General features: G+C 54.2%; 13 protein-coding genes. 4 read left to right on the top strand and 9 right to left on the bottom strand.

Features of this window, described 5'->3' with window-relative positions:
- Position 1 precedes the first annotated feature (1 nt).
- Together XX99_RS21575 and XX99_RS21570 are read left to right on the top strand one after the other, a co-directional pair.
- Positions 2-1006 (top strand): glycoside hydrolase family 130 protein, encoded by a 1005-nt coding sequence (locus XX99_RS21575; RefSeq protein WP_050061495.1) that lies wholly within the window; start codon positions 2-4, stop codon positions 1004-1006.
- Between the two features lie 247 nt (positions 1007-1253).
- Positions 1254-1694: a hypothetical protein gene (locus tag XX99_RS21570; RefSeq protein ID WP_231581549.1), complete on the top strand. Its 441-nt coding sequence runs from the start codon at positions 1254-1256 to the stop codon at positions 1692-1694.
- Positions 1695-1755: 61 nt separating this feature from the next.
- Here XX99_RS21570 and XX99_RS21565 read toward each other — a convergent pair whose 3' ends face one another.
- The 7 genes from XX99_RS21565 to XX99_RS21530 all read right to left on the bottom strand — a co-directional run bounded on the left by XX99_RS21565 (position 1756) and on the right by XX99_RS21530 (position 15407).
- Positions 1756-3336 (bottom strand): EAL domain-containing protein, encoded by a 1581-nt coding sequence (locus tag XX99_RS21565; protein WP_050061494.1) that lies wholly within the window; start codon positions 3334-3336, stop codon positions 1756-1758.
- A gap of 1891 nt (positions 3337-5227) precedes the next feature.
- Positions 5228-5755, bottom strand: a complete 528-nt coding sequence (locus XX99_RS27460; RefSeq protein WP_156186137.1) for a hypothetical protein — start codon at positions 5753-5755, stop codon at positions 5228-5230.
- A gap of 259 nt (positions 5756-6014) precedes the next feature.
- Positions 6015-7922, bottom strand: a complete 1908-nt coding sequence (locus XX99_RS21550) for an OmpA family protein (RefSeq protein ID WP_184085299.1) — start codon at positions 7920-7922, stop codon at positions 6015-6017.
- Between the two features lie 95 nt (positions 7923-8017).
- Entirely contained in the window at positions 8018-10549 is a 2532-nt protein-coding gene (locus XX99_RS21545) for an Ig-like domain-containing protein (protein WP_050061490.1), read from the bottom strand.
- 768 nt (positions 10550-11317) lie between these two features.
- Entirely contained in the window at positions 11318-13447 is a 2130-nt protein-coding gene (locus tag XX99_RS21540) for a putative bifunctional diguanylate cyclase/phosphodiesterase (protein WP_231581548.1), read from the bottom strand.
- Positions 13448-13661: 214 nt separating this feature from the next.
- On the bottom strand, positions 13662-14318 hold the full coding sequence (locus XX99_RS21535; protein ID WP_231581547.1) for a Crp/Fnr family transcriptional regulator: 657 nt from the start codon (positions 14316-14318) through the stop codon (positions 13662-13664).
- 423 nt (positions 14319-14741) lie between these two features.
- Positions 14742-15407, bottom strand: a complete 666-nt coding sequence (locus XX99_RS21530; protein ID WP_050061503.1) for a Crp/Fnr family transcriptional regulator — start codon at positions 15405-15407, stop codon at positions 14742-14744.
- A gap of 274 nt (positions 15408-15681) precedes the next feature.
- Here XX99_RS21530 and XX99_RS21525 point away from each other — a divergent pair, with 274 nt between their 5' ends.
- Together XX99_RS21525 and XX99_RS21520 are read left to right on the top strand one after the other, a co-directional pair.
- The gene (locus tag XX99_RS21525) at positions 15682-15963 is read left to right on the top strand and encodes a hypothetical protein (protein ID WP_050061488.1); all 282 of its coding nucleotides are present in this window, start codon (positions 15682-15684) and stop codon (positions 15961-15963) included.
- Between the two features lie 193 nt (positions 15964-16156).
- The gene (locus XX99_RS21520) at positions 16157-17347 is read left to right on the top strand and encodes a tyrosine-type recombinase/integrase (protein WP_050061487.1); all 1191 of its coding nucleotides are present in this window, start codon (positions 16157-16159) and stop codon (positions 17345-17347) included.
- Positions 17348-17492: 145 nt separating this feature from the next.
- Here the strand turns inward: XX99_RS21520 and XX99_RS21515 are convergent, their stop codons facing one another.
- Both XX99_RS21515 and XX99_RS21510 read right to left on the bottom strand, forming a co-directional pair.
- Complete coding sequence (locus XX99_RS21515; RefSeq protein ID WP_050061486.1) at positions 17493-19247, bottom strand: ATP-binding protein; 1755 nt, start codon at positions 19245-19247, stop codon at positions 17493-17495.
- Entirely contained in the window at positions 19244-20284 is a 1041-nt protein-coding gene (locus XX99_RS21510) for an SIR2 family protein (protein WP_050061485.1), read from the bottom strand. The genes XX99_RS21515 and XX99_RS21510 overlap by 4 nt, the downstream gene beginning before the upstream one ends.
- Between the last annotated feature and the right edge of the window lie 176 nt (positions 20285-20460).

The following is a 20460-nucleotide window of genomic DNA, read 5'->3' as shown; positions in this document are numbered from 1 at the left end:
AATGTCATCTACTCCTATCAGTGTTACAGAAGCGAAGTCACGCCCATGCGCCGATGAGGCGTTATTCGTACGCCACGCCGGCAATCCCATCCTCAGCCGAAAAGACTGGCCATATCCGGTGAATAGTGTCTTCAACGCGGCCGCAACCGTGCTTGCCGATGGAGACACTCTTTTACTCTGCCGGGTTGAAGATCGGCGTGGCCTATCGCATCTCTGCGCCGCACGATCCACAAATGGTATCGATGACTGGCGGATAGACTCCCAGCCCACACTGCTGCCGCAACCGAAGGAATATCCCGAAGAGATATGGGGTATCGAAGATCCCCGAATCACTTACGTGCCGGAGCTCAAACAATACGCGGTTGCATATACTTCATTTTCTAAGGGGGGCCCAGGTGTCTCGTTAGCACTCACGAAAGACTTTAAGAGCTTCGAGAGATATGGCGTCATCATGCCCCCGGAAGACAAGGATGCCGCACTGCTGCCTCGTAAGATTGGAAGCTACTGGGCAATGATTCATCGGCCGGTCACGACGCTGGGCGCCCATATGTGGATTTCCTATTCGCCAGATCTTCGGCATTGGGGCAGACACAAAGTGATGCTCGAGGCTAGGCGAGGCGGATGGTGGGATGCGAACAAGATTGGACTCTGCTCCCCTCCCATTGAAACCGAGAGAGGTTGGCTGGTGCTTTATCACGGGGTACGCCAGACGGCCTCAGGCAGTATCTATCGGCTAGGCCTTGCACTCTTTGATATCGATAGGCCCGATGTCTGCCTGCAGCGTGGAGACTCTTGGATGTTCGGGCCGGAGGCTCTCTATGAACGGGGAGGAGACGTGAGCGATGTGGTGTTTCCGTGTGGGCAGACCATCGGAGCCGACGGAGACAGCATTCACCTCTATTATGGAGCTGCTGATTCATGCATGGCCTTAGCCACAGGCAGCATCCGCTGCCTTCTGTCCTGGCTGGACCTGAATTCTCCCCCAAACAGCCACGGCAACTCTTAGCGTGTATGGTCTCGACGAAGAGGAGGCAGGCAAATGGAAATTGTAGACCGGCATTGGCCTAGCAGCATTCCTCGTATTCTTTGGAGACACCGCCAGTGTCCTCTTTGCAGCTCGATTGAGTTCAAGGCAGCCGAGCGACATTTCCTTGATGCTTTCCTTCGAATATTCGCGCTGCGGCCGGTCCGCTGCGCGAATTGCTGGCGGAGATATTACTGCTTTGCACAAAGAATGCGGTGAAGGATAATTTTTGAAGGATCGCGTATATCAACAAATAACGGAGAGAGGTCATGCTAGGACAGCCCCGGCGGTAGGCCTTTTTGATGATATCGCACGCCATCCTTATTACACTTCTAATGACTTATTGTTCAAGCTGCATGGGATCTACCTACCAAGACCCTTGAATTATGAAATTGTCGCTCAAAGCGCCGACGAAGTGCAGGATATTCAGAACGCTCCAGCGCTGAGCATGCGAAACTATCTTGAGGAATCGGGGCAGCTGAGGCTTATCACCTCTATCAGCATCTACAGCCAGCTGGGCAAAGATCGAGCGCAGCTAAGACTACTTTACATGAATACTGTTGCATTTCTGATCTGGCAGTCAATGGAAAAGCAACCAAGGCCCATCGGAGCTCAACATCGTCCGCCCCAAAATGCTGTATTGGCATTTGGTATTCCGTTTAGTGAATAGCTAGCCTCTCCTCATTCGCAAATTGGTGATCGTGAAACCGACCTCTTGCGGAACTTGGCATCTATAGGCTATTGCTCCTCTCGCTCTCATTGATATCTTCAACCGAGCCGTACCAACGAACGATTTCACCCGACTTTCCAAAGCGCGGAGAACCTCGCGATCTCATCCATCTCCAACCCCCATCGAGGCTCATAACCCGATATTCGATGTCGATCGATTTTCCAGTACGTAGTGCATTCTTCATCGTCTTCATTGTGGTTTCCAAATCGTCGGGATGCAAGGCCTCCAGCCACCCCAGATTGCGCACTTTCTTCCGGCTCAATTCTGCTGCCGGGACCCATCTAGAACTGATATGTAAGCTGTTGCCATCAGCGTCCATGATCCATGGCACTTGGTCGTCGGGTTCGATCAGTTGCTGTTGACGGGCATCGCTCTCGTTCAATTCTTCCCTGGTCCGATTCTGGTTCGTAGTATCAACGACTGCGATAGAGATTCCGATCACCTCATCGGCCTCGTCCAAAGCAGGTTGGTACGACAACATAGCTGTCCAGTCCTTTCCATCAAAACCATTTGCAGGCCTGGAGACCTCCACGTCGGAAATTGCTTCTCCCCGGAGTGCACGAACAAGGTATGGCTCGAGTATCGGAAATGACTCGGGGATGACCTCCTTAACAGTCCGCCCGATATGAGCGGCAACCGACGCACCATTCATCTCTGCAAGTTTTTGATTGATGCTTACGTAACGGAGATTACGGTCCAAGAAGCATAAGCCTACCGGCGCACCGTCATAGATCGCTTTCAGTTGCGCCAGGCGCTGTGTCGGGAGAGCCTCCAGACTGGAAACGGCCCATCCATCCCCCGGTGTTGAGAGTTCTGGAGAAACAGGCCTAGGAGGCGCTGCAATCAACTCTGGCAGTCTGTCCGCCGGTAAAGGTCTTGCATAAAGCCATCCCTGTCCCTGCACACAGCCCAGCCATAGAAGCATGTTTGCTTGCTCCTCGGTCTCCACGCCCTCCGCCACGGTGGTGAGACCCATACTGTGGCCCAATCCAATAATCGCTGCGACAATTTTTCGGCTTTCTCGCGTCTTCGTCATGGATTGGACGAAGCTTTTATCGATCTTCAATTGATCGAACGGGAGTGCCTGAAGATGGCCGAGGCTGGAATATCCAGTCCCAAAATCGTCCAGAGCCAGCTTACAGCCCATCGCCTTCAACTCACGGGCAATCGTTTGTGTCCGATCTAGGTTGTCGATAAGAGCGCTCTCTGTAATCTCAATCGTCAACCGATCTAAAGGAAAGCCGCTTCTTTCAACAATATGCAGAATCTGATTCGGGAGGCTCAAATCCCGGAGCTGAATCGGAGAAATGTTCGTGGCGAGCACCAATGGCGCTGGCAGTATTGAGGCAGAGATAGCCGCTTTTCCCAACACCTGACTCATCAGTGAATCAATGAGCCCATTCTCTTGGGCGAGCGAAATAAAGTTCCCTGGAAGGATCGGCCCAAACTCTGCACTCTGCCAACGTGCCAGGATCTCCACGCCAACCAATTGACCATTTCGAAGATCCACCAAGGGCTGGAAAAACGGCAGGACTCTCTCGTCCTGAAGCGCGCAGCGAACTTCGGATATATCCACGTGCATATGTCACCTCATTCAGAGGTCAATAGATATCCCTGGAAACCATAACTACTCTCGGCGGCATATCACAATGACTCAGAACTGCCCATCACCGTAAATATAGAAATCGTGTCATCTTTATCTAAACAGCGACTGATGTAGATATACTGCTTACACCCCGAGCCGCTGTCTTTCCAGTAAAAGCACCATGGTGTCCATTGAGCCACATTATACCTTTCCAAGCTCCTATCATGAGTCATTCTGAACATCATCCATATGCGAAATTGCATATGCTAGTCGCGTCGGAGGCTCCGATGCCGGTAATGTTTTTCATGCAATGCCACAATATACTCTGCCCCAGCAGGCTTTGGTTGCCACCAGCCAATCAAATCGACACAGGATGTACTCATCGACCATGGCCTCCAGACGGCCTCCCGAGAAACTTCGCGTGTCTCATCTGTAAAGAAGTGTCCTCGTATTTATCGTCGGAGTGCCAATGCGATCCAAGGCCACCGTGGAAGACAATTTTCGCCTTCCGTCTCTTATCTCTGATCTGTATTGAAATGACATGCAGCCAAGAGAGTTGCCGGGCGCCATTTCTAATTCATACGGCGGGCCCGAGAAAGCTGGCGACGGCCATTTCTCATCTCCCGAATGCGATTGCCTTCAATGCTTTCTGCGAGCGGGGTCATCTTCAAAATGGCTTAATCATCCCAGACTCGCATTTCTTTGCCCGTCCGGTTTTCGATTGGAATCTCTGAATGATGCGTGCCACGCGATACCTTTTCTGAATAACGCTTACGTAGGATATCTTCCCTTCTTCATTCCTACCCTGAGCGTCGGCACAAGGCCGAATAAGTAGCGCCGCTCGCTCCACAATGTCGCATTGCTCGCACAATTCTAACTGTTTATAAGCCCGAATAGGATCTCACACAAGGTTGATTCGTTAACACTCGGATCAGGACAACGTCAGGTTGTTACTCGCGCAATGCCTAGGTCGCAGGTGAATTATTTGCACGCCGATCTGTTCACTATTGAACAACTACGGCGCTCTCCGTGTCGGAGAATTGTCCGTGTACGACGTTGGCTAAATATCTACTCTCGGGGGCCGAACCCGATCGCCTCCAGAAAGGAACCAATGGGTCTCCGCATAATTTTCGAATCAAAGAGGATTTCTATGGAAAATCCTACCATCGAACTGTTGCAGAAGTTTATCGATGAACTAGGCAGAGATCTCGAGAATGTCGAGAAGGAAATTATCATTAATAAATATCAGACTTCAGATGTTCACTTTCGTTCCATAAAAGAAGATCACTTGCGATCCTTACACGATAACTATAGGAACCGGATCACGGTTGTGCGATACATGCTCGACGAGCTACGCTGGCCAAAGCCTGAGATTTCCGAAAGAGCTGTAACAAGCGATCATCTTCTATAGAACGACCAGTGTTTCCACAATTGAAGTCCCGCCCCTCCTGCCCGCGGGCTGAGGAGAACCCAAAAACTCCACGCGATGGCCCAAAGAGACATGCTCATTGAGCAAGCGCCAACGTCAGAAACGGACGCGTTACGCAAGATGGAAAATAGTAGGCAAGTTGAGAGAGAAGACCGGCTGAGACTCTCACGATATATCGGAGTGATGACCGCTTTATAGGTGTCCCGCTCACCCTGCCTACAAACTGCCGTTAGTACTGATTGCCATGGTGGGCTATTCCACATTCCTTAGTCTGTTCAGTACGGCACATATTCAGGGCCCGTTGACGTGTCGCTTGCTGGATGGGAATTACTGCCTGAATGGCATTGTCAATCGCATCGAGGACGATAGTCTTTAGGTTATCCAACAGAAAGCGACACAGCCTTATGCTGTGTCGTCTCCATTTGTACCGCAGCTACTCCTTCCGAATACAAGTGACGGTTACTTGTGTGCTCCGTCACCGTGAGCACCTCCGCCATGCGCTTCTGTCCCCCGAGAGGCACTATGTGCTCCTTGGCTGTGCGCGGTTGGCGCACGAGAAGCGCCATGGGATGTGGCGCCATGCGGTCCGGCATCACGGGACGGACTCTGTGTCGGTCGCGCATTCGACGGTCTTCCATTGCCGGCGCGTGCCGCGGACGACGGATGATTGACGCGTACTTGATTCGCCGCGTAACCACCCCGTCCTGTATATCGTCCTCCGCCACCGTCGGTAAAACGATGGCCGCCCCAGCCGTGGCTATAGCCCCATCCTGCCCAAGGGCCCATGCCTAGGAATACGCCGTTATAGAAATATCCCGGCCCATAGAAGCCCACAGGGGCACAGGCGTAAGGCGCATAGTCATAGTAACCGTAGGAGCAGATAGGCGGCGTGCCTATGCGAATGACGACCTGAGAGCTAGCGGTAGGCGCCCGGGCCAGCGGCGCAAGCAATATTCCGATGCAAAGTAGACGTGTGGTTAACTGCATTTGTGACTCCTTCAAGGTGTCAGCTGTTGGTGCATTTCTCCGAGATTACGATCCTGGCTCGAAGAAGATCCCGCAGCGCATATCCGTTCATTTGCAAGTTCTTCTCACCACTCCGCGTCTTCCAGCTATCCTCCGCTTCGCAGTGAATTCGACAATATAGGCCAAAAGCTATTAGTCCGCCTGGCGACAAGGGGGAGGAAGCTCGCATCATTTCGTATGACTTCTGGAAGCCTCTTCTATCTTCTCAAGGAGCGCACGCTTACTCGGTCGCCGGAGTGACCTTTTGCTTTACTGTTGTTCGTTTCGCTCGCGAGGTACCGTCTTGGTTGAGCAACGTGACTGCATCCGCGGCGTTAAACGGATATTTACGGATGGAGCGCTGGCCGGTAGTGCTTAGACTAACGTCAACCCGTCGATTGCTGGCCAGGATAATGGTAGTCATATTGTCGAGCATCTTCTGCCGCTCCGCCGGGGTCAGGTCGTCGTTACGCTCAATCGCATCCCTCACCTCCGAATCGGTCAGATTGTGTTGATCGCCGAAAGCTTTCGTCTCGATGTTTCCCGATGGGACGCCTTGATCAATGAGAAATCGTTTCGTACTCTCAACCCGGCGCTCAGATAGCGCCTGATTGTACTCCGCAGAAGCTCGCGGATCGGCATGGCCCTCGAGGATCAGGTGAGCATCCGGCTTGCTCTGGAGATATTGACCGAAATCGCTGGCCAATGAGACGAGAATTTGTTTCTGACTTGCGAGAAGGCCCTCGGTTGGATTTTTCACTGTGGGCTTCGCTGTCGGGAAGTAAATGCTGTGTAAAGCAAGCCTCAACTCCAGCGCTGTAGGACTCTGTATGTCTATGTTGACAGAGCAGTCTGCGGTTCCGCCCCGTCCGTCGCTTACGCTTCCCGTAACGGTGTATCTGCCGCTGGCTAATCCAGTGGTGTCCAGCTTCACAGAGGATCCGGAGCCCACGATTTTCCCGCTGCTTGCACTCCAGGAGAATGTCAGTGAATCATTATCCGCGTCGCTCGCCGTAGCCGTGATCAAGACGACCTCGCTCGCATTGACCGAATCTCGATCAGCGATGCAGCTGATCACTGGCGCTCGATTTGGCCGTGGCGCGACTTCCACATCCGCCGAGCAATCGCCAGTGCCGCCCTTGCCATCGTCTACTAGGAGATGGATCGTGTAGGTTCCCGGCACTGTACCTGACGAATTCCATCGGGCTTCAGGCCCGGTGCCATCGAGCGTGCCGCCATTCGCCGTCCAGGCGTAGCTTAGGTGATCGTTGTCAGGATCGTTTGCCTGCGCACGGACGAGGACTACGTCCCCCGACCCCGCGTAGATCGTCTTATTGTCGGTCGAACACACGGCGCTCGGTGCGCGGTTTGGAGGCGGCGGCAACGGGGCATTTCCGCCGAAGCTGAAGACCAATCCGGCCGACAAGCGTATGTTATTTTGCATGTCACCCGCATTTGTGACTGTATCCGCGAATCGTGTCATGAGATATTCCGCCTGTACCGGTCGGATCGATACATGGCGAGATACCCTTATGTCGAGTCCTCCTCCTGCGGTCAGGGCAAATGCATTCTGTGCGGGGAGCGGCGTGCAGGCGGCACCGGTACATCCGGAGAGAGTTACGTCGCTGGCATAGACTCCGCCGAAGAGTGCCTGAACAAACGGTGTGACCCTGCTGTAGTTTCGAAAGGAAATTCGCGGGCCGAAGAGGTAGAGATAAGCCGAACCGCCAGAGTCGGCCACACGGTTGGGATTCGCTCCAGGCCCCGTGAGGCGCAGCTGAGTGTCGTCGTAACCGGCAAAGTCGGCAACTAATCCGAGATAGCGATTCAGGTTGAACGCGATCGATGTCTCTCCGCCATTCAGATGCACGAAGCGATTTCCGTCCGCCAGGGTCGGTGTGGCTCGTAAGTACGAGTAACCCACAAACAAATCGATCCTCGGCGTATCGATATAGCTGGCAGACGGTCTTGGAGCGCCAGGATATTGAGCGGCGCCCGCAAAGGGATTGGCAGGAGGCTGGAATAGGTTTGCAGACCCGACAACTGCCCCATCTAACGGACCTACCAGCTCTTGCGCGTTGAGAAAAGCTACCGGCATGAGTAAAACAGCGACTGTAAGGGTGGCAATCATCCGTGCACTTAATTTCATTTTGTCTCCTGAATTGCACGTCGCGCGATCACGATCCAGCGCCGCTTTCTCTTGCACGAACTCGGATTGCCCTATGTGTCCGATCCGGCATGGGTTCATGGAGCAGGCACATTCACTACGGTGTTCACGACCGTGACCGGTCCAACCAGACTCAGCATTCGGCCGTTGATCGTGGTTATGGCAACAACACCGGCCGTTGATACTGAAACTCCTGCTTGGGCGATGACGGTTCCTTGCACGGTTCCGCCACCGAGGATGCCGTTGATCGTCGCGGCCGTGCCTACCTGCCAGAAGACGTTTTTGGCCAGGGCACCGTTGACCAAGACGATGCTTTGATTAGCCGTGGGCGTGCCTACCGTCAGCGTTGTAGCCATCTGGAACACCCAGAAGGCATTGGGGTCGCCCTGAGCGTCGAGCGTAAGAGGGCCTTGCGTGATGCCGAAGCTGCCTGACGCGGACTTATAGATGCCCGGCGCGAGAGTCCGGTTCCCTAGCTCGCCCGCGTTGCCGCCCCCGCAGCCCGGGCAGGTCGATACGTCGAGACCGTTCGGAAAGGCAACGAGAGCGTTGTAGGCAGTGAGCGTATCGGCTTGGGCCTGTGCTGCAATCGCGGCGGTCACGGCAGTTCCCTCGGTGGGACACGCGACCGTAGGCGGGGGAGGGGCGGTATCGATCGCTCCGTTCACCAACCCAACGTTAAGTGGCGTTTCCGTGTAGATACATCCTGGGCCGTTATCATGAAATCCGGTGATTAGAGTAGAAACGCCGGTCGTCCCAATGTCTCCATTGATCACCGTTGAAATTCCCTGGTTCGTCATCCCGGCCGCGCCGCCAAAACCGCCGAAGAGAGCCGCTGTTCCTAGATCGACGGCTGGCGGAATCACTGCAGTCCCCGTCGTAAAGCTCCACGGATTGGGTGCGCCGGTAGTGCCTAACGCGTTGCCGGACAGATCGGTTGCCCCGGCTGTGACTGTTGCGGTGTAGGCTGTGCCAGCAGTGAAAGCTGCAGTCGGAGTGAAAGTGGCGATGAATGTGACGGGGTTATAAGTCACTGTACCGGCGACAGGAGTTCCGCCGGGACCAGTCAACCCGAAGGTCGCCGTCGTGATCGTCAGCGGGTCCATCGCTTCGGTGAAGGTTGCACTTACTGTCTGGTTGAGGGGTACGTTTATGGCTGCGTTTGCCGAAACCGTCGACACTATCTCCGGGGCGGTAGTATCTACGGTCGCCCCGGTAGTAAATGTCCAGATGTAGTTTGCGGCCAGTGCATTGCCTGCTAAGTCAGTAACGCCTGTAGTGATTGTGGCCGTATAAAGGGTGTTCGGCGCTAAATTGGCCGATGGCGTGAATGTGGCTGTATCTCCGATCGCGGCATAAGACACCAGGCCGGCGACGGCAGCTCCGCCGGGCGCCTGAAGTGTAAAGGTAGTCGCGTTGACCGTTGTGGGATTGATCGCCTCGCTGAAGGTGGCGGTGATTGCTTGATTGATGGGCACAGCCACGGCGCCGTTCGTTGGAATTGTTGCGATCACCGTGGGTGGGGTAGTATCTGCGGCCGCTCCGGTGGTGAATGTCCAAACGTAATTGGCGGCTAACGCCGCGCCCGCCAGATCGTCGGCTCCGGTGGTGATGGTTGCCGTGTAGACGGTGTTTAGCGCGAGATTGGCGGTCGGGGTAAACGTTGCGACCGAGCCAGCCGGCACGTACGTAACTGTTCCGGCCACTGGCGCGCCGCCGGGTCCGGTCAACGTAAACGTCGTCGCGCTGATCGTGGCAGGGTTCATTGCTACGTTGAAGGTCGCGGTGACGGTATCGTTGATGGGGACACCTGTAGCTCCATTCACAGGCGTGGTGAAGGTCACCGCTGGTGGAGCAGACGCCGAACCGGTTCTGAAGCTCCACACATAATTGGCAGCCAGTGCCGCGCCCGCCGCACTTTGGGCTGCGGTCGTGATCGTAGCCGTATACAAGGTGTTGACTGCGAGCACGGCTGTCGGGGTGAACGTCGCGACGCTGCCCGTGCAGCTAACCGTACCATCTACAGATACTCCTGCCGGTCCCGTCAATGTAAAGGTTGTTGCAGAGGCTGTGAGTGTAGCGCAGTTCATTGCCTCGCTGAAGGTTGCGTTGAGGATCTGGCCCGGCGGCACGCCTGTGGTCCCATTCAATGGAATGGTCGAGATCACTGTCGGGGGTACGGGCGCCACCCCAGTTGTGAAGGTCCACACATAATTTGCTGCCAGTGCGTTCGCTGGACTGGCCGTATCCGTGACTCCCGTCGTGATTGTGGCCGTGTAAAGAGTTCCGTATGCGAGATCGGCGCTCGGTGTAAACGTCGCGACAGAACCGGTCGTTGTGTAGGTGACCGTTCCGACGACTGCAGCTCCGTCCGGCCCCGTCAACGTAAATGACGCCGCGTTCATTGTGCTCGCGGTCATAGCTTTGCTGAAAGTCGCGCTAATTGTGGGAGCTAAGGCTACATTTGTCGCGCCGGCAGTTGGGGTAGTCGACACCACAACCGGCGGAGTCGTGTCCGGGATATTCGCTGTCTCCTGCCCGCACCCGGTGAAAAGCACAACCAGCACTGCAGCAAGGTAGCTTGTAACTCCGAATCTAGGTCTACGCATTTTGCGTCCTCTCGTGGAACGTTAGTGACATTACGTATAACCGTCGCTTTTCCTGGGCGGACGCGCGGAGCATCGGAATCAACCTTGTAATAATTAGCAACCAATCGATTACTAGACTGAGCAAAAGTGCACACAAGATCCCGATGCTGGGAAATGATTTCCTGTTTTTACGATATCTTGATGATTATTCTTTCAAGAGTGATGGCGCAATTCTAAGTAATGCCCAAGCTAGCCTCACCTCTATCACTAGATCTCATTTATCGACAGAGAAGTAATAAATCCACTTTGCCCATGGGTAAGCAGATGGAGACTCAGTCGAGGCGAACTTCGGGCTCTGCTGAAATCCCAGGTGTGTATAAGGGGCTCTGCTGAAATCCCAGGTGTGTATAAGGAGAATCTTCTGGTAGGGCGAAAGAAATGCGTGGGCTCTTTGCGACGCGGCCCCGCGGAGAGAAAGAGAGCCATCGCTTGCCGGGAACATATCGACTTAAAAGGGTAGGCAGGTGACGAGGCGGACGCCGGAGCCGCCATCTACCTACCTACGCGTTTCAGATTAGTGAAACCTGAATTACTCGTCTGAGCAATATTGGACATATGGAGGCGAATTCATATTTTTCCCGAAGTTCGCTTTCCCGCTGTTTTTTTTTGCATTCGATCATGCATGCATCACTCCACTTACCGGTCGAGAGTGGCGATATAGCTACCTGCCGCGAGTCATGACAGCATAAGCAAGAGAGATGGAATGCACGCATGCGTAGCCGGAATTATTTAGGAGTCATACCGGGGGCTGTTCCCACTTCCAGCCATTTTCCGGCTCCGTTGTCCCAAAGGCTCGCTCAGAAATAGGTCGACCAGTTGAGGCGCGGGAAGAGGGGGGCTGAACAAGTATCCTTGCCCCTCCGCGCATTGCTTGTCTAGAAGATATGCTCTCTGCTTATCTATTTCGATGCCCTCCGCAATGACGCGATATTTGAGGCTGTTCCCCATATTGATGATGGCGCTCAGTATGGCGGAGTCTGTCTGAACGGGACCGATCTCGCGGACGAAAGAGATATCGATCTTCAGGACGTCTATCGGAAACTGCCGAAGATAGCTTAGGCTCGAGAATCCAGTGCCGAAGTCATCCACCGCCAGATGCACCCCCAGGCTCTTCAATTGCGCCAGCAAGGATACGGTCGATTCGACATCTTCCATCAGGACGCCTTCGGTAAGCTCCAGGACAAGATATCGCGCAGCAAGACCCGTCTCAGAGAGTGCAGCCTGGACGCCGTCAATAAAACCCAGATGCCGAAACTCAAGAGCCGATACGTTCACCGAAATTGGCACCGGGGGAAGCCCCGCGTCCTGCCATGCCCGAGCTTGCTCGCAAGCAGAGTGGAGCACCCATCTGCCCATCTGAACGATGAGGCCGGAATCCTCGGCGACAGGTATAAACTCGGACGGCGGAACAAGTCCTCGTTCGGGAGACTCCCAGCGTATCAACGCCTCGACTCCTGTAATCTCCCTTGTGGAGAGACAGACCATCGGCTGATAGTGCAGGAAAAACTCCTTTCGTTCGAGCCCGCGACGTATTCCTGCCTCAAGAGCCTGTCGCTCTACAACCTTCATATTCATCGATTCTTTGAAGAACTGACAGTCGTTGCGTCCTTCAGTTTTAACGTGATACATCGCGGTGTCCGCATTCTGGATCAGTGTTTCTGCATCCAGACCATCCGTCGGGTAAATGCTTATCCCAATGCTTCCGTCAATGACAAGGCTCTGCTCGCCAATGTCATGAGGCTCTCGAAGGGAATGAAGAAGGTTTTTTGCACTTGCCGCGGCATCTGCGGAATGGACGATGTCGGGAAGAAGAATCACGAATTCATCCCCACCCTGGCGGCTCACCGTGTCAGAGCTACGCAGGTTAGCTACCAGTCGCTTCGCGACCGACTGAAGAAGCTTATCTCCCACACCATGCCCTAGAGCGTCATTGATGTATTTGAAGTGATCCAGATCTAGAAACATCACGGCGATTGGCCTATTCTGCCGCCGGGCCAAGCTAATTCCCTGAGATATGCGATCGTTGAGCAACAGACGGTTCGGAAGATCGGTCACGATGTCATGTTGTGCCGCGTAGCTTATCTGAAGCGCAGTTGCTCGCGCGGCGGTGACATCATGAAAAACCATTACGGCACCAACACATTGACCGCTTTGATCATGGATCGGCGCTGTAGAATCTGCAATCGCGAATTCGCATCCATCTTGCCGGACAAGAACGCAATCGGCGCTTAAGCCCACTGTCTTATCTTCCTGTATTGCCAACTTCATCGGGTCGGGAGAAGGCTTTCGGGTGACACCGTCGACAATGTGGAAGACCTGACTCAGTTCTAAACCGATGGCGTCTTCACGTCGCCAGCCGAGCAAGCCTTCTGCAACAGTATTGAGATATGTGACCCGTCCCGAGTTATCGGTGCAGAGAACGGCGTCCCCGATCGAGTTGAGCGTAGCCAGAGCGCGATCTTTTTCGGCGATCAGCTCATCTGCTACTCTCTCGCACTTGGCTACATAGGTTAGCGCACGCGGCAAAGAGTAGCTATCGAGATGGTGCGGTAAAAGGTAGTCCCTGGCTCCGCGTTCTAAAGCCTCGGCAGCGAAAGCCTCCTGACCGTCTTTTACCAAGATCAATACGGGAATCCCCGGCGCAGTGCTGCAAAACGTTTCGAGTGAATCGACCCCCAGGTTGCCTTGCAGGTCAAACTGAAGCAAGACGACCGCAGTTTTTTCTTTGCTCACCCGCTCAATACCTTCCAACAGGGTGGATGCTTTGATCAATTCGAAGTTGCTAGCTCTTGGCGCCTGAAGTGCGCATCGAATCTTCTCAATAGAGTTCGGATCGGTCCCGATGTAGAGTATTTTCAAAGGCTCTTCTCTCGCCGTCAAGTTGTATAGCTCCCTTTGAGCGCATTAAGGCGGTTGCTGTTTCTTGACTCATATCTAAATTCGAACGATGGCTTGGCGGCGAACGCCCGGAGATCGGCGGATCAGAGATACTTATTATTCACGATGGCCGTGCTGTCTCGCTAACTATCATTACAGTCTTGTTTACGAATAAGTTGCGCGAGCTTGGCACTCACTAATTCAATCCATAGTATGGGATTGATATGGAGGATCTTTCCGTGAGCGGTTCCAGATCCTCATTTAGGATCACATTGACCAACTCTTCGTGAACCCGGATGCGCCCCTTATATTCAATGAGCCCAAGCTTGCGGAAGCGATTCATGAAGAAGTTCACCCGGGAGCGAGTAGTGCCGATCATATTTGCCAGGGTTTCCTGTGTGATTGGCGGGATGAGGGCTTCGGGCGGACCTTCCATCCCATATCGCGCCATCAGCAAAAGAGTTCTCGCCAGCCGCTTTTCACTCGAGTTGAACAGCTGATCCACGAGGTCGGCCTGGACGCGCATCGCGCGTGTCAGCATAAATTTGACGAACACATCGGAGAGAGCATGTTCCCGATGCAAAGCTTGAATCATCTCCTCTCGGTCTATTTGAAGCGCTGTGCATCGCGTAATGGCTGTAGCCGTGACCGTTCGCTGACCGTCAACGTCTCGAAGCGACTCTTCCCCGAAGAAATCTCCCGCAGACACCAGAGCGATGGTCGCCTCTTTTCCGCTGTGGGATACGACGGTTAGTTTCGCCCGGCCTTTGTGAAGATAGAAGATGGACTGCGCGAGGGTTCCCTGAGCAAAAAAGGCCTCTTTGGCGCTTAATTGCATGATCCTTCGTCCCATTCCGCTCCTAGTGAGAAACATGAATGCGTTAAATTCGGTCCAAGGCAATTCGGCCATTGAGCGCTCCTTTGCAGAAAAGCAGCGGATGCTTGATGACTCATCCGGACTTCAACCGTGCGATGCATGCCCGGAGCGAGATGAACGGGCCCTTACGCTAGCTCTCCGATACGACTCTTTGAAAGGCACGTATTTGAATGTCAGATAACAGACAGACAGCGTTTCCCATATTTGATACGTTCGCCAGAGGTGGTCGGTACACGATGCCTTGTTGTCGGGCATCCTCAGGCCCTCTTGGCTAAAAATTCTCATTAATGGGACATAATCCCATTAATGGGGATGGGCAGGTGTGCAACTTTGAACATTGTTAGTATTCGCGTTTACGCATCCTGATAAGCTGCAGGTAATAAAGGGTTTAAAAGGTGTTTATTTATAGTCCTCATCGTGCAAAAGCACGTTGATCAGGCTCTTATGTACCCTGATTCCTCCGGAATCCTTAAGAAAACCTAGTTCCCTGAAGCGCTTCATGAGGTCGCTGACCCGTGATCGAGTCGCCCCAATCCTTTGCGCCAAGGCCGTTTGCGAAATTTCCGGAATCAAGATTGCTCCGCCGCTCGGCTCTCCAGCTTCTGCCATCAACAAGAGCGTTCTTGCCAGGCGCTTGGCGCTCGAATTAAAACGTTGATCGACAAGCGATGCCTGGAGTCGCATGCTCCGCGCCAGCAGCCTTTCTAAAAAGAGGTCAGAACAGTCATGATCCATCTGCAGCAGACGGATCATAGCGTCCCTTTCAATCTCCAGCGCAGTACAACGGGTAGTCGCCGTGGCAGTCGCCATTCGTTTGCTGTATCCGCCTGCCAGCGATTCCTCCCCAACGAAATCGCCTGTTGTGAAGAGTGTGATAGTGGCTTGTTTGCCGCTACTAGATGAAATGACGAGTTTCCCCCGACCCCTTGTGATGTAGAACAGGGTCTTGCCACTTGAGCCTTGAGCAAAGAGGATCTGCCGGGGCTCAAATTGAACGTGGCGAGGCGATCCAGCTCTCGTCAGCAGGGCGGTTGCGGCAACAGCAGCTGTCTTGGATTCAGCCATCGTAGCGATCTTCCAGGGCCGGTACTTGTCGCATAAATCCGGCGTCGCCTGCGGGTGCAGGCAGATCGTGGTTCGTACCCTTTCAAGTAGGGAGGATAGGTCAGCGCTCTCAACGCTGATCCACAAAAATAGCAATGAAATCATTGCGCAGCCAGGTCAAAACTACTTCAAACTACTCCGACATGCGCGAACTATTCCACGACAGACCAAGACGGAAGTTCTATACATAAGAACGTAAGTGGCGCCATAATCCCTTCAGGTGAGGATAAAAGTATTGGGATTATTCGCTCCTTCTACTAACGCCCTAGTCGAGTTGATATCTGCCCAACTCCAAGCCGCAACTTATCGAGATTTATCTCTGGAGGAGTTGGCAAATCAGCGCCGCAACTTCGCACTCAAGTTCGTGCTGGGGCAGTGTCTGGCGGAACTACCGATTGTTCCTCAATTAGAAGCCATCGTCCCTCCCAGTGTCGCGATTTCACAGGCCGACCTGGATGAGGCGCTGACACGGCTCCGGGGAGAAGGAGCGATCGTTGATGAGGGAGTCCGCTTTTGAGGGTCCATTAGGGGTCCAATAACGGGAAAAATGGCATGGAAGAGGTCATCGGTTCGATCCCGATCAGGTCCACCAAATAAACTACCGCAAAATCAGCAACATACAGCCTAGCCGGAGTAACCGTACAGAAATCGTACAGCCGACTATACTGTCGTCGTGCCCGCCCGTCGCACACGGAGAGGAGGACGACACCATGCTGTCGCCTTATACACGCCACTACCCGCCCTGCAACCAGACCGATATTTCTTATCGCCGTTGCCGCTGCCCCAAATGGATACAGGGCACATTGCCCGATGGCCGCTACCTGCGCAAGACGGCGAAGACGCGGAGCTGGGAGAAGGCCGAGACGCTGTGCCGTCGGTTGGAGGATGAGTCCGACCCGAACAAGCCCGAGGCCAGGCCGCGCGCGAAGATCGCCGATGCGATCAAGACTTTCCGCGACGACGAAGATGCGCGTGGTCTTACCGACAGCACCCTCCAGAGGAGCCGGTACTTCTTCGAGACACAACTGAAGGAGTGGGCCAAGCAGGAAGGTCTCGTCTATCTCGACCAGCTCACGCCGCCGTTGCTGACCAAGTTCCGCTCCGGTTGGGAGAACGCGCCGCAGACCATGCAGCGCAAGCATGAGCGGATGGTCTCCTTCTTTTGGTTCTGCGTGCGTATGGACTGGATACAGAAGAACCCCGCCATCCTCCTCAAACGCATCAAGGTCGCCACGACGCCTACCGACTACTTCCCCAAGGACGAGTTCAAGGCCATCGTCGACGGGACCTACTCCTATGGAAACTGGCATGGCGGGCACGACTTCGAGAACCGCCGCGACCGCTTGCGCGCGCTGGTCCTGCTCATGCGCTGGTCTGGGCTTGCGATCACCGATGCTGTGACCCTAGAGCGCACCCGCCTCGGCGAGGGTGGCAATTTGTTTCTCTACCGCGCCAAGACCGGCGTGCCGGTCTATGTGCCGTTGCCTCCCGACGTTGTTGCTCTCCTGTCCTCGCTGCCGAACTCCAATCCGCACTATTTCTTCTGGAGTGGCAACGGGAAGCCGGAGACAGCGAAACGCGGATGGGTCCGCTCGCTTACGCTGCTTTTCGGCAATGTGTCCATTAAGAACCCCGATGGCACGTTGAAGCGCTGCCACTCGCATATGTTCCGCGATACCTTCGCCGTAGAATTGCTGCTGGCAGGCGTGCCCATCGATCAGGTATCGCTGCTGCTTGGACACAGCAGCGTCAAGGTGACAGAGAAGCACTATGCACCTTTTGTAAAAGCCCGGCAGGAACAACTGGCGCAATCGGCGCGCATGGCATGGGAGCAGACAGGCAAAAAGCGGCAGGTCGCATCTGTAAGACCCAAGAAATCCATTGCCGTACACGCGGCGTAGCACTGCGCCGCAACCGAATTTGTTGCTAAGGACGGTTGTATTGATTACTTCCGCAAGCCGACTTCTGAGGAGTAGTGTGCGATTCCGAGCGAGTCCCTTTGTCGTGGATTCTTCGGCGCCTAGCCCGAGCACAGTTTCCAACGCATTAGGGCAGCCGCCGCGTCTGACTTCGCAAACACTCAACGGCCGCGACAATGGCGTCGGTATCTGCTTCCTTAGTCGACCACTCAATCCAGAAATCACGCGTAGAGCTGTCCGGCCTAATAACGGGCTTATCCAATCGGATTCGAGTTGGAAGTAAAACAGCGTCACCAAGAAGAACCGCTTCGCCAGTATCGAGCAAGGGAAGAATGTCGGTAAGTCCAGCTAATGAATCTGGCATCAATCGTCGAATGACATTCTGGTCCGTCTCGTTCGTCAGCCGAAGCGAAAGGAAGTTATTGCACTGGCTGAGGATCGTCTTGCTGACATCCGATGGACGCTGACTCACAACGAGCAGAGAAAAGCCATACTTTCGGCCTTCTTTTGCAATCCGCTCGAATGCACCCAAAGCTTGCCGCTGAACCGCATCTGCATCTTCCCGGACAGGAAGATAAAGGTGGGCTTCATCGCATAGAATCGTGACGGGGGTTCGGCTATCGGCCTTCATCCAGAATTGAACGTCGTAGAGCAGTCTGGCAAAGGTGCCGGTCACCACAGGCAAAACGTCCGCAGGCACTTCAGAGAAATCGATGATCTTAATTCCGGCACCATCGCCCGAACCCAGCAGCTTCACAAGTTGCTGTGACAACCAGTCGTACTTCAGAGCCTCAGCCGGTGGCGTGAACATAAATCCATAGCGGCGATCTTCGAGCTTTGCTCCGAGACGCGAGATGAATCGCGTCAGCTTATCTTCCCAGTCGCCTTTAACTGCCTTACCGGTCGAACTGGAGATTCCTTTTGCCGTATTGTCGCCGTCAAGCAGGTCGACCAAGTCTTTCATCTGATATGGAATTGGTGAATCGACCGTGAATGTCTTTTTCACCTCAGGCTTATTCGCACTGTCCAGAAACTCCTGTTTGAGTTGCCGTACATGCGATGTGAATCTCGACGCCTGATTAGGCGCGTTCTGATCGCTGCGGTCCAGAATCATCGACAACATCTCATCCCGGTTAAGAAGCCAATAGGGTAGAAACAGGACATCATCTTTCGGTTTATCCAAATCCCCTGGGCCGGCGATCCGAAAGCGCTGCGCGAACCCGCCCTTCGCCTTATCGGCAAGAGGTGCATACTCACCATGCATATCCATCACGATTATGTTCGGAAATTTGAGCTTGGATGCGCGCTCAAGTATCAGAGCTACTGCCCAGCTCTTTCCCGAACCTGTACTTCCGAGAATCGCTGCATGTCTTTGGAAAAACTTGTCGCCGTTGGCGATCGCTTCTGCGGAACGGTCAGCGACAAACCGACCCAGTAATAAACGCTCGTCCTCCGCGATCTCCTGGCCAAGGATGCCCATAAAGCGCTGGAGATTGCCGCCACTGATGACATAGCAATCGCGATCGATCTGAGGAAAGCTATCTGCGCCCCGCTTGAACGTGTTTTTCTTTTCGCCTTCTACGGTCCTAAATGTTCCGACGAGTGCCGCTCTCATAAGATCTGTGGGGACTGTCGACAGTGACTCGTCATCACCGGTCTCGGCCTCCGGCGATAACTCCATGCCAAGCGTGCGTGTCACTTTCTCGGTGATCGCGATTAAAAACTCCTGTTGCGTCGTACCTTTGATCGCGAGGAGCTGTCCGATACCGATACTGGTTAGGAGAACCGAATCAGACACGTTGATGAGCACGCGGCTCGTATCAACGGACACCACGCGCCCGATATGGTCGGACGCGGCGAAATTGAGGGCCGCTTCACTCATGGTTCGAAGACCTCCGTTACTAGCTGTTCAAGATCCCACAAGGACAGGCCGGCAAAAATGTCGGTGCTTCCTTGGCTGTAAACGCGCGTAGCCGCCGTTCCGCTGACGACGGAGCTTTCCAAAGCGATGACATTGGGGTTCGCGCTGACAACCTTCTTTGCGTTATCAGTTAGGGTGTGCGCCAAGATCAGGGTTGGTGTCCCTTTGCGGATTCGGTCGGTCAGGTGCGTTTCCAGATGTACATCGTTAAATCCATATCCAACGATTAAAAAGCGCGACGCGCGGTCTATCTCTTTATTTCCACGTTCGCGGTGAACATCGAAGGGACTGCTATAGCCATTCCTATACTTGTTTTGGCCCGGCGGAATAATGAGCCTGCTTACGTTCCGCAGCTGACCGCAATGGCGCACCGGTTCACCATTGCGCTCGTACCAGTCCAGGCTTCCGTGCGGTTTGCTGATGACCACTCTCTCCGCGTAGAGAAAGCGTGATGTTCCTTTGTGCAGCTTCACGTCACGACAAAAGCTCAGACGCGTCTCGCGCTCATCGAGGCGCCCGGCGAAGACACCGTTGAACATTACATCGACGCCGAGGCCGGCCTCCTCAGAAGCAACTTCCAGTAGCCGATCGTAATTCGTCGTGACGACCTGTAAACCCCCGCTCGGTCGCAAAAGATGTGGCAACAGTCGCGTGAAACGGAGAGTTCTCGTGCCAGCGAACACTTCCGCGGTGATTGCTGCTTCCGCTTCGGAAACAACACGCCCGACTTCCACGCGGATTGCCTCTTCAAGGTCCGTCGATGGTGCGATCTTCGTCAGACCCTCTTCAAGGCCGTAGGTAGTGATGTTCGGCGACACTTTGACCCATTCGTCAAGGAGGGAGCCCCCCACGAGCGATGGCATCGCAGAGCATAGGTGACTTGCAAGAGCGTTCATGCCTGGAATGCCTTCGGCGCACGACAAACCCGAGCCGACGATCGTTACCAAGCCATCGCTCATGTGCTGCTGTATCGCCAATTTGAGGGCTGAAATGTCCATACACGTTACGCCGTTAACTCAACTTTGCACGACTGTTCGCAACAAATGGGTGGTGCAGCTATGGTATCCCAGCCATACGCGCGATTCTCAGCGCTGCTGAACTAAAGCGGCGGTTGAACCACCTTGATAAAAGTTTGCAGGTCACCCCCATAGAGCTCTAGCCAGCGCGGTACAGC

The sequence above is a fragment of the Silvibacterium bohemicum genome (assembly GCF_001006305.1).
Lineage (GTDB): Bacteria > Acidobacteriota > Terriglobia > Terriglobales > Acidobacteriaceae > Silvibacterium > Silvibacterium bohemicum.
The sequence above is the reverse complement of the archived record's forward strand: the minus strand, read 5'-3'. Positions and strand labels throughout refer to the sequence as shown.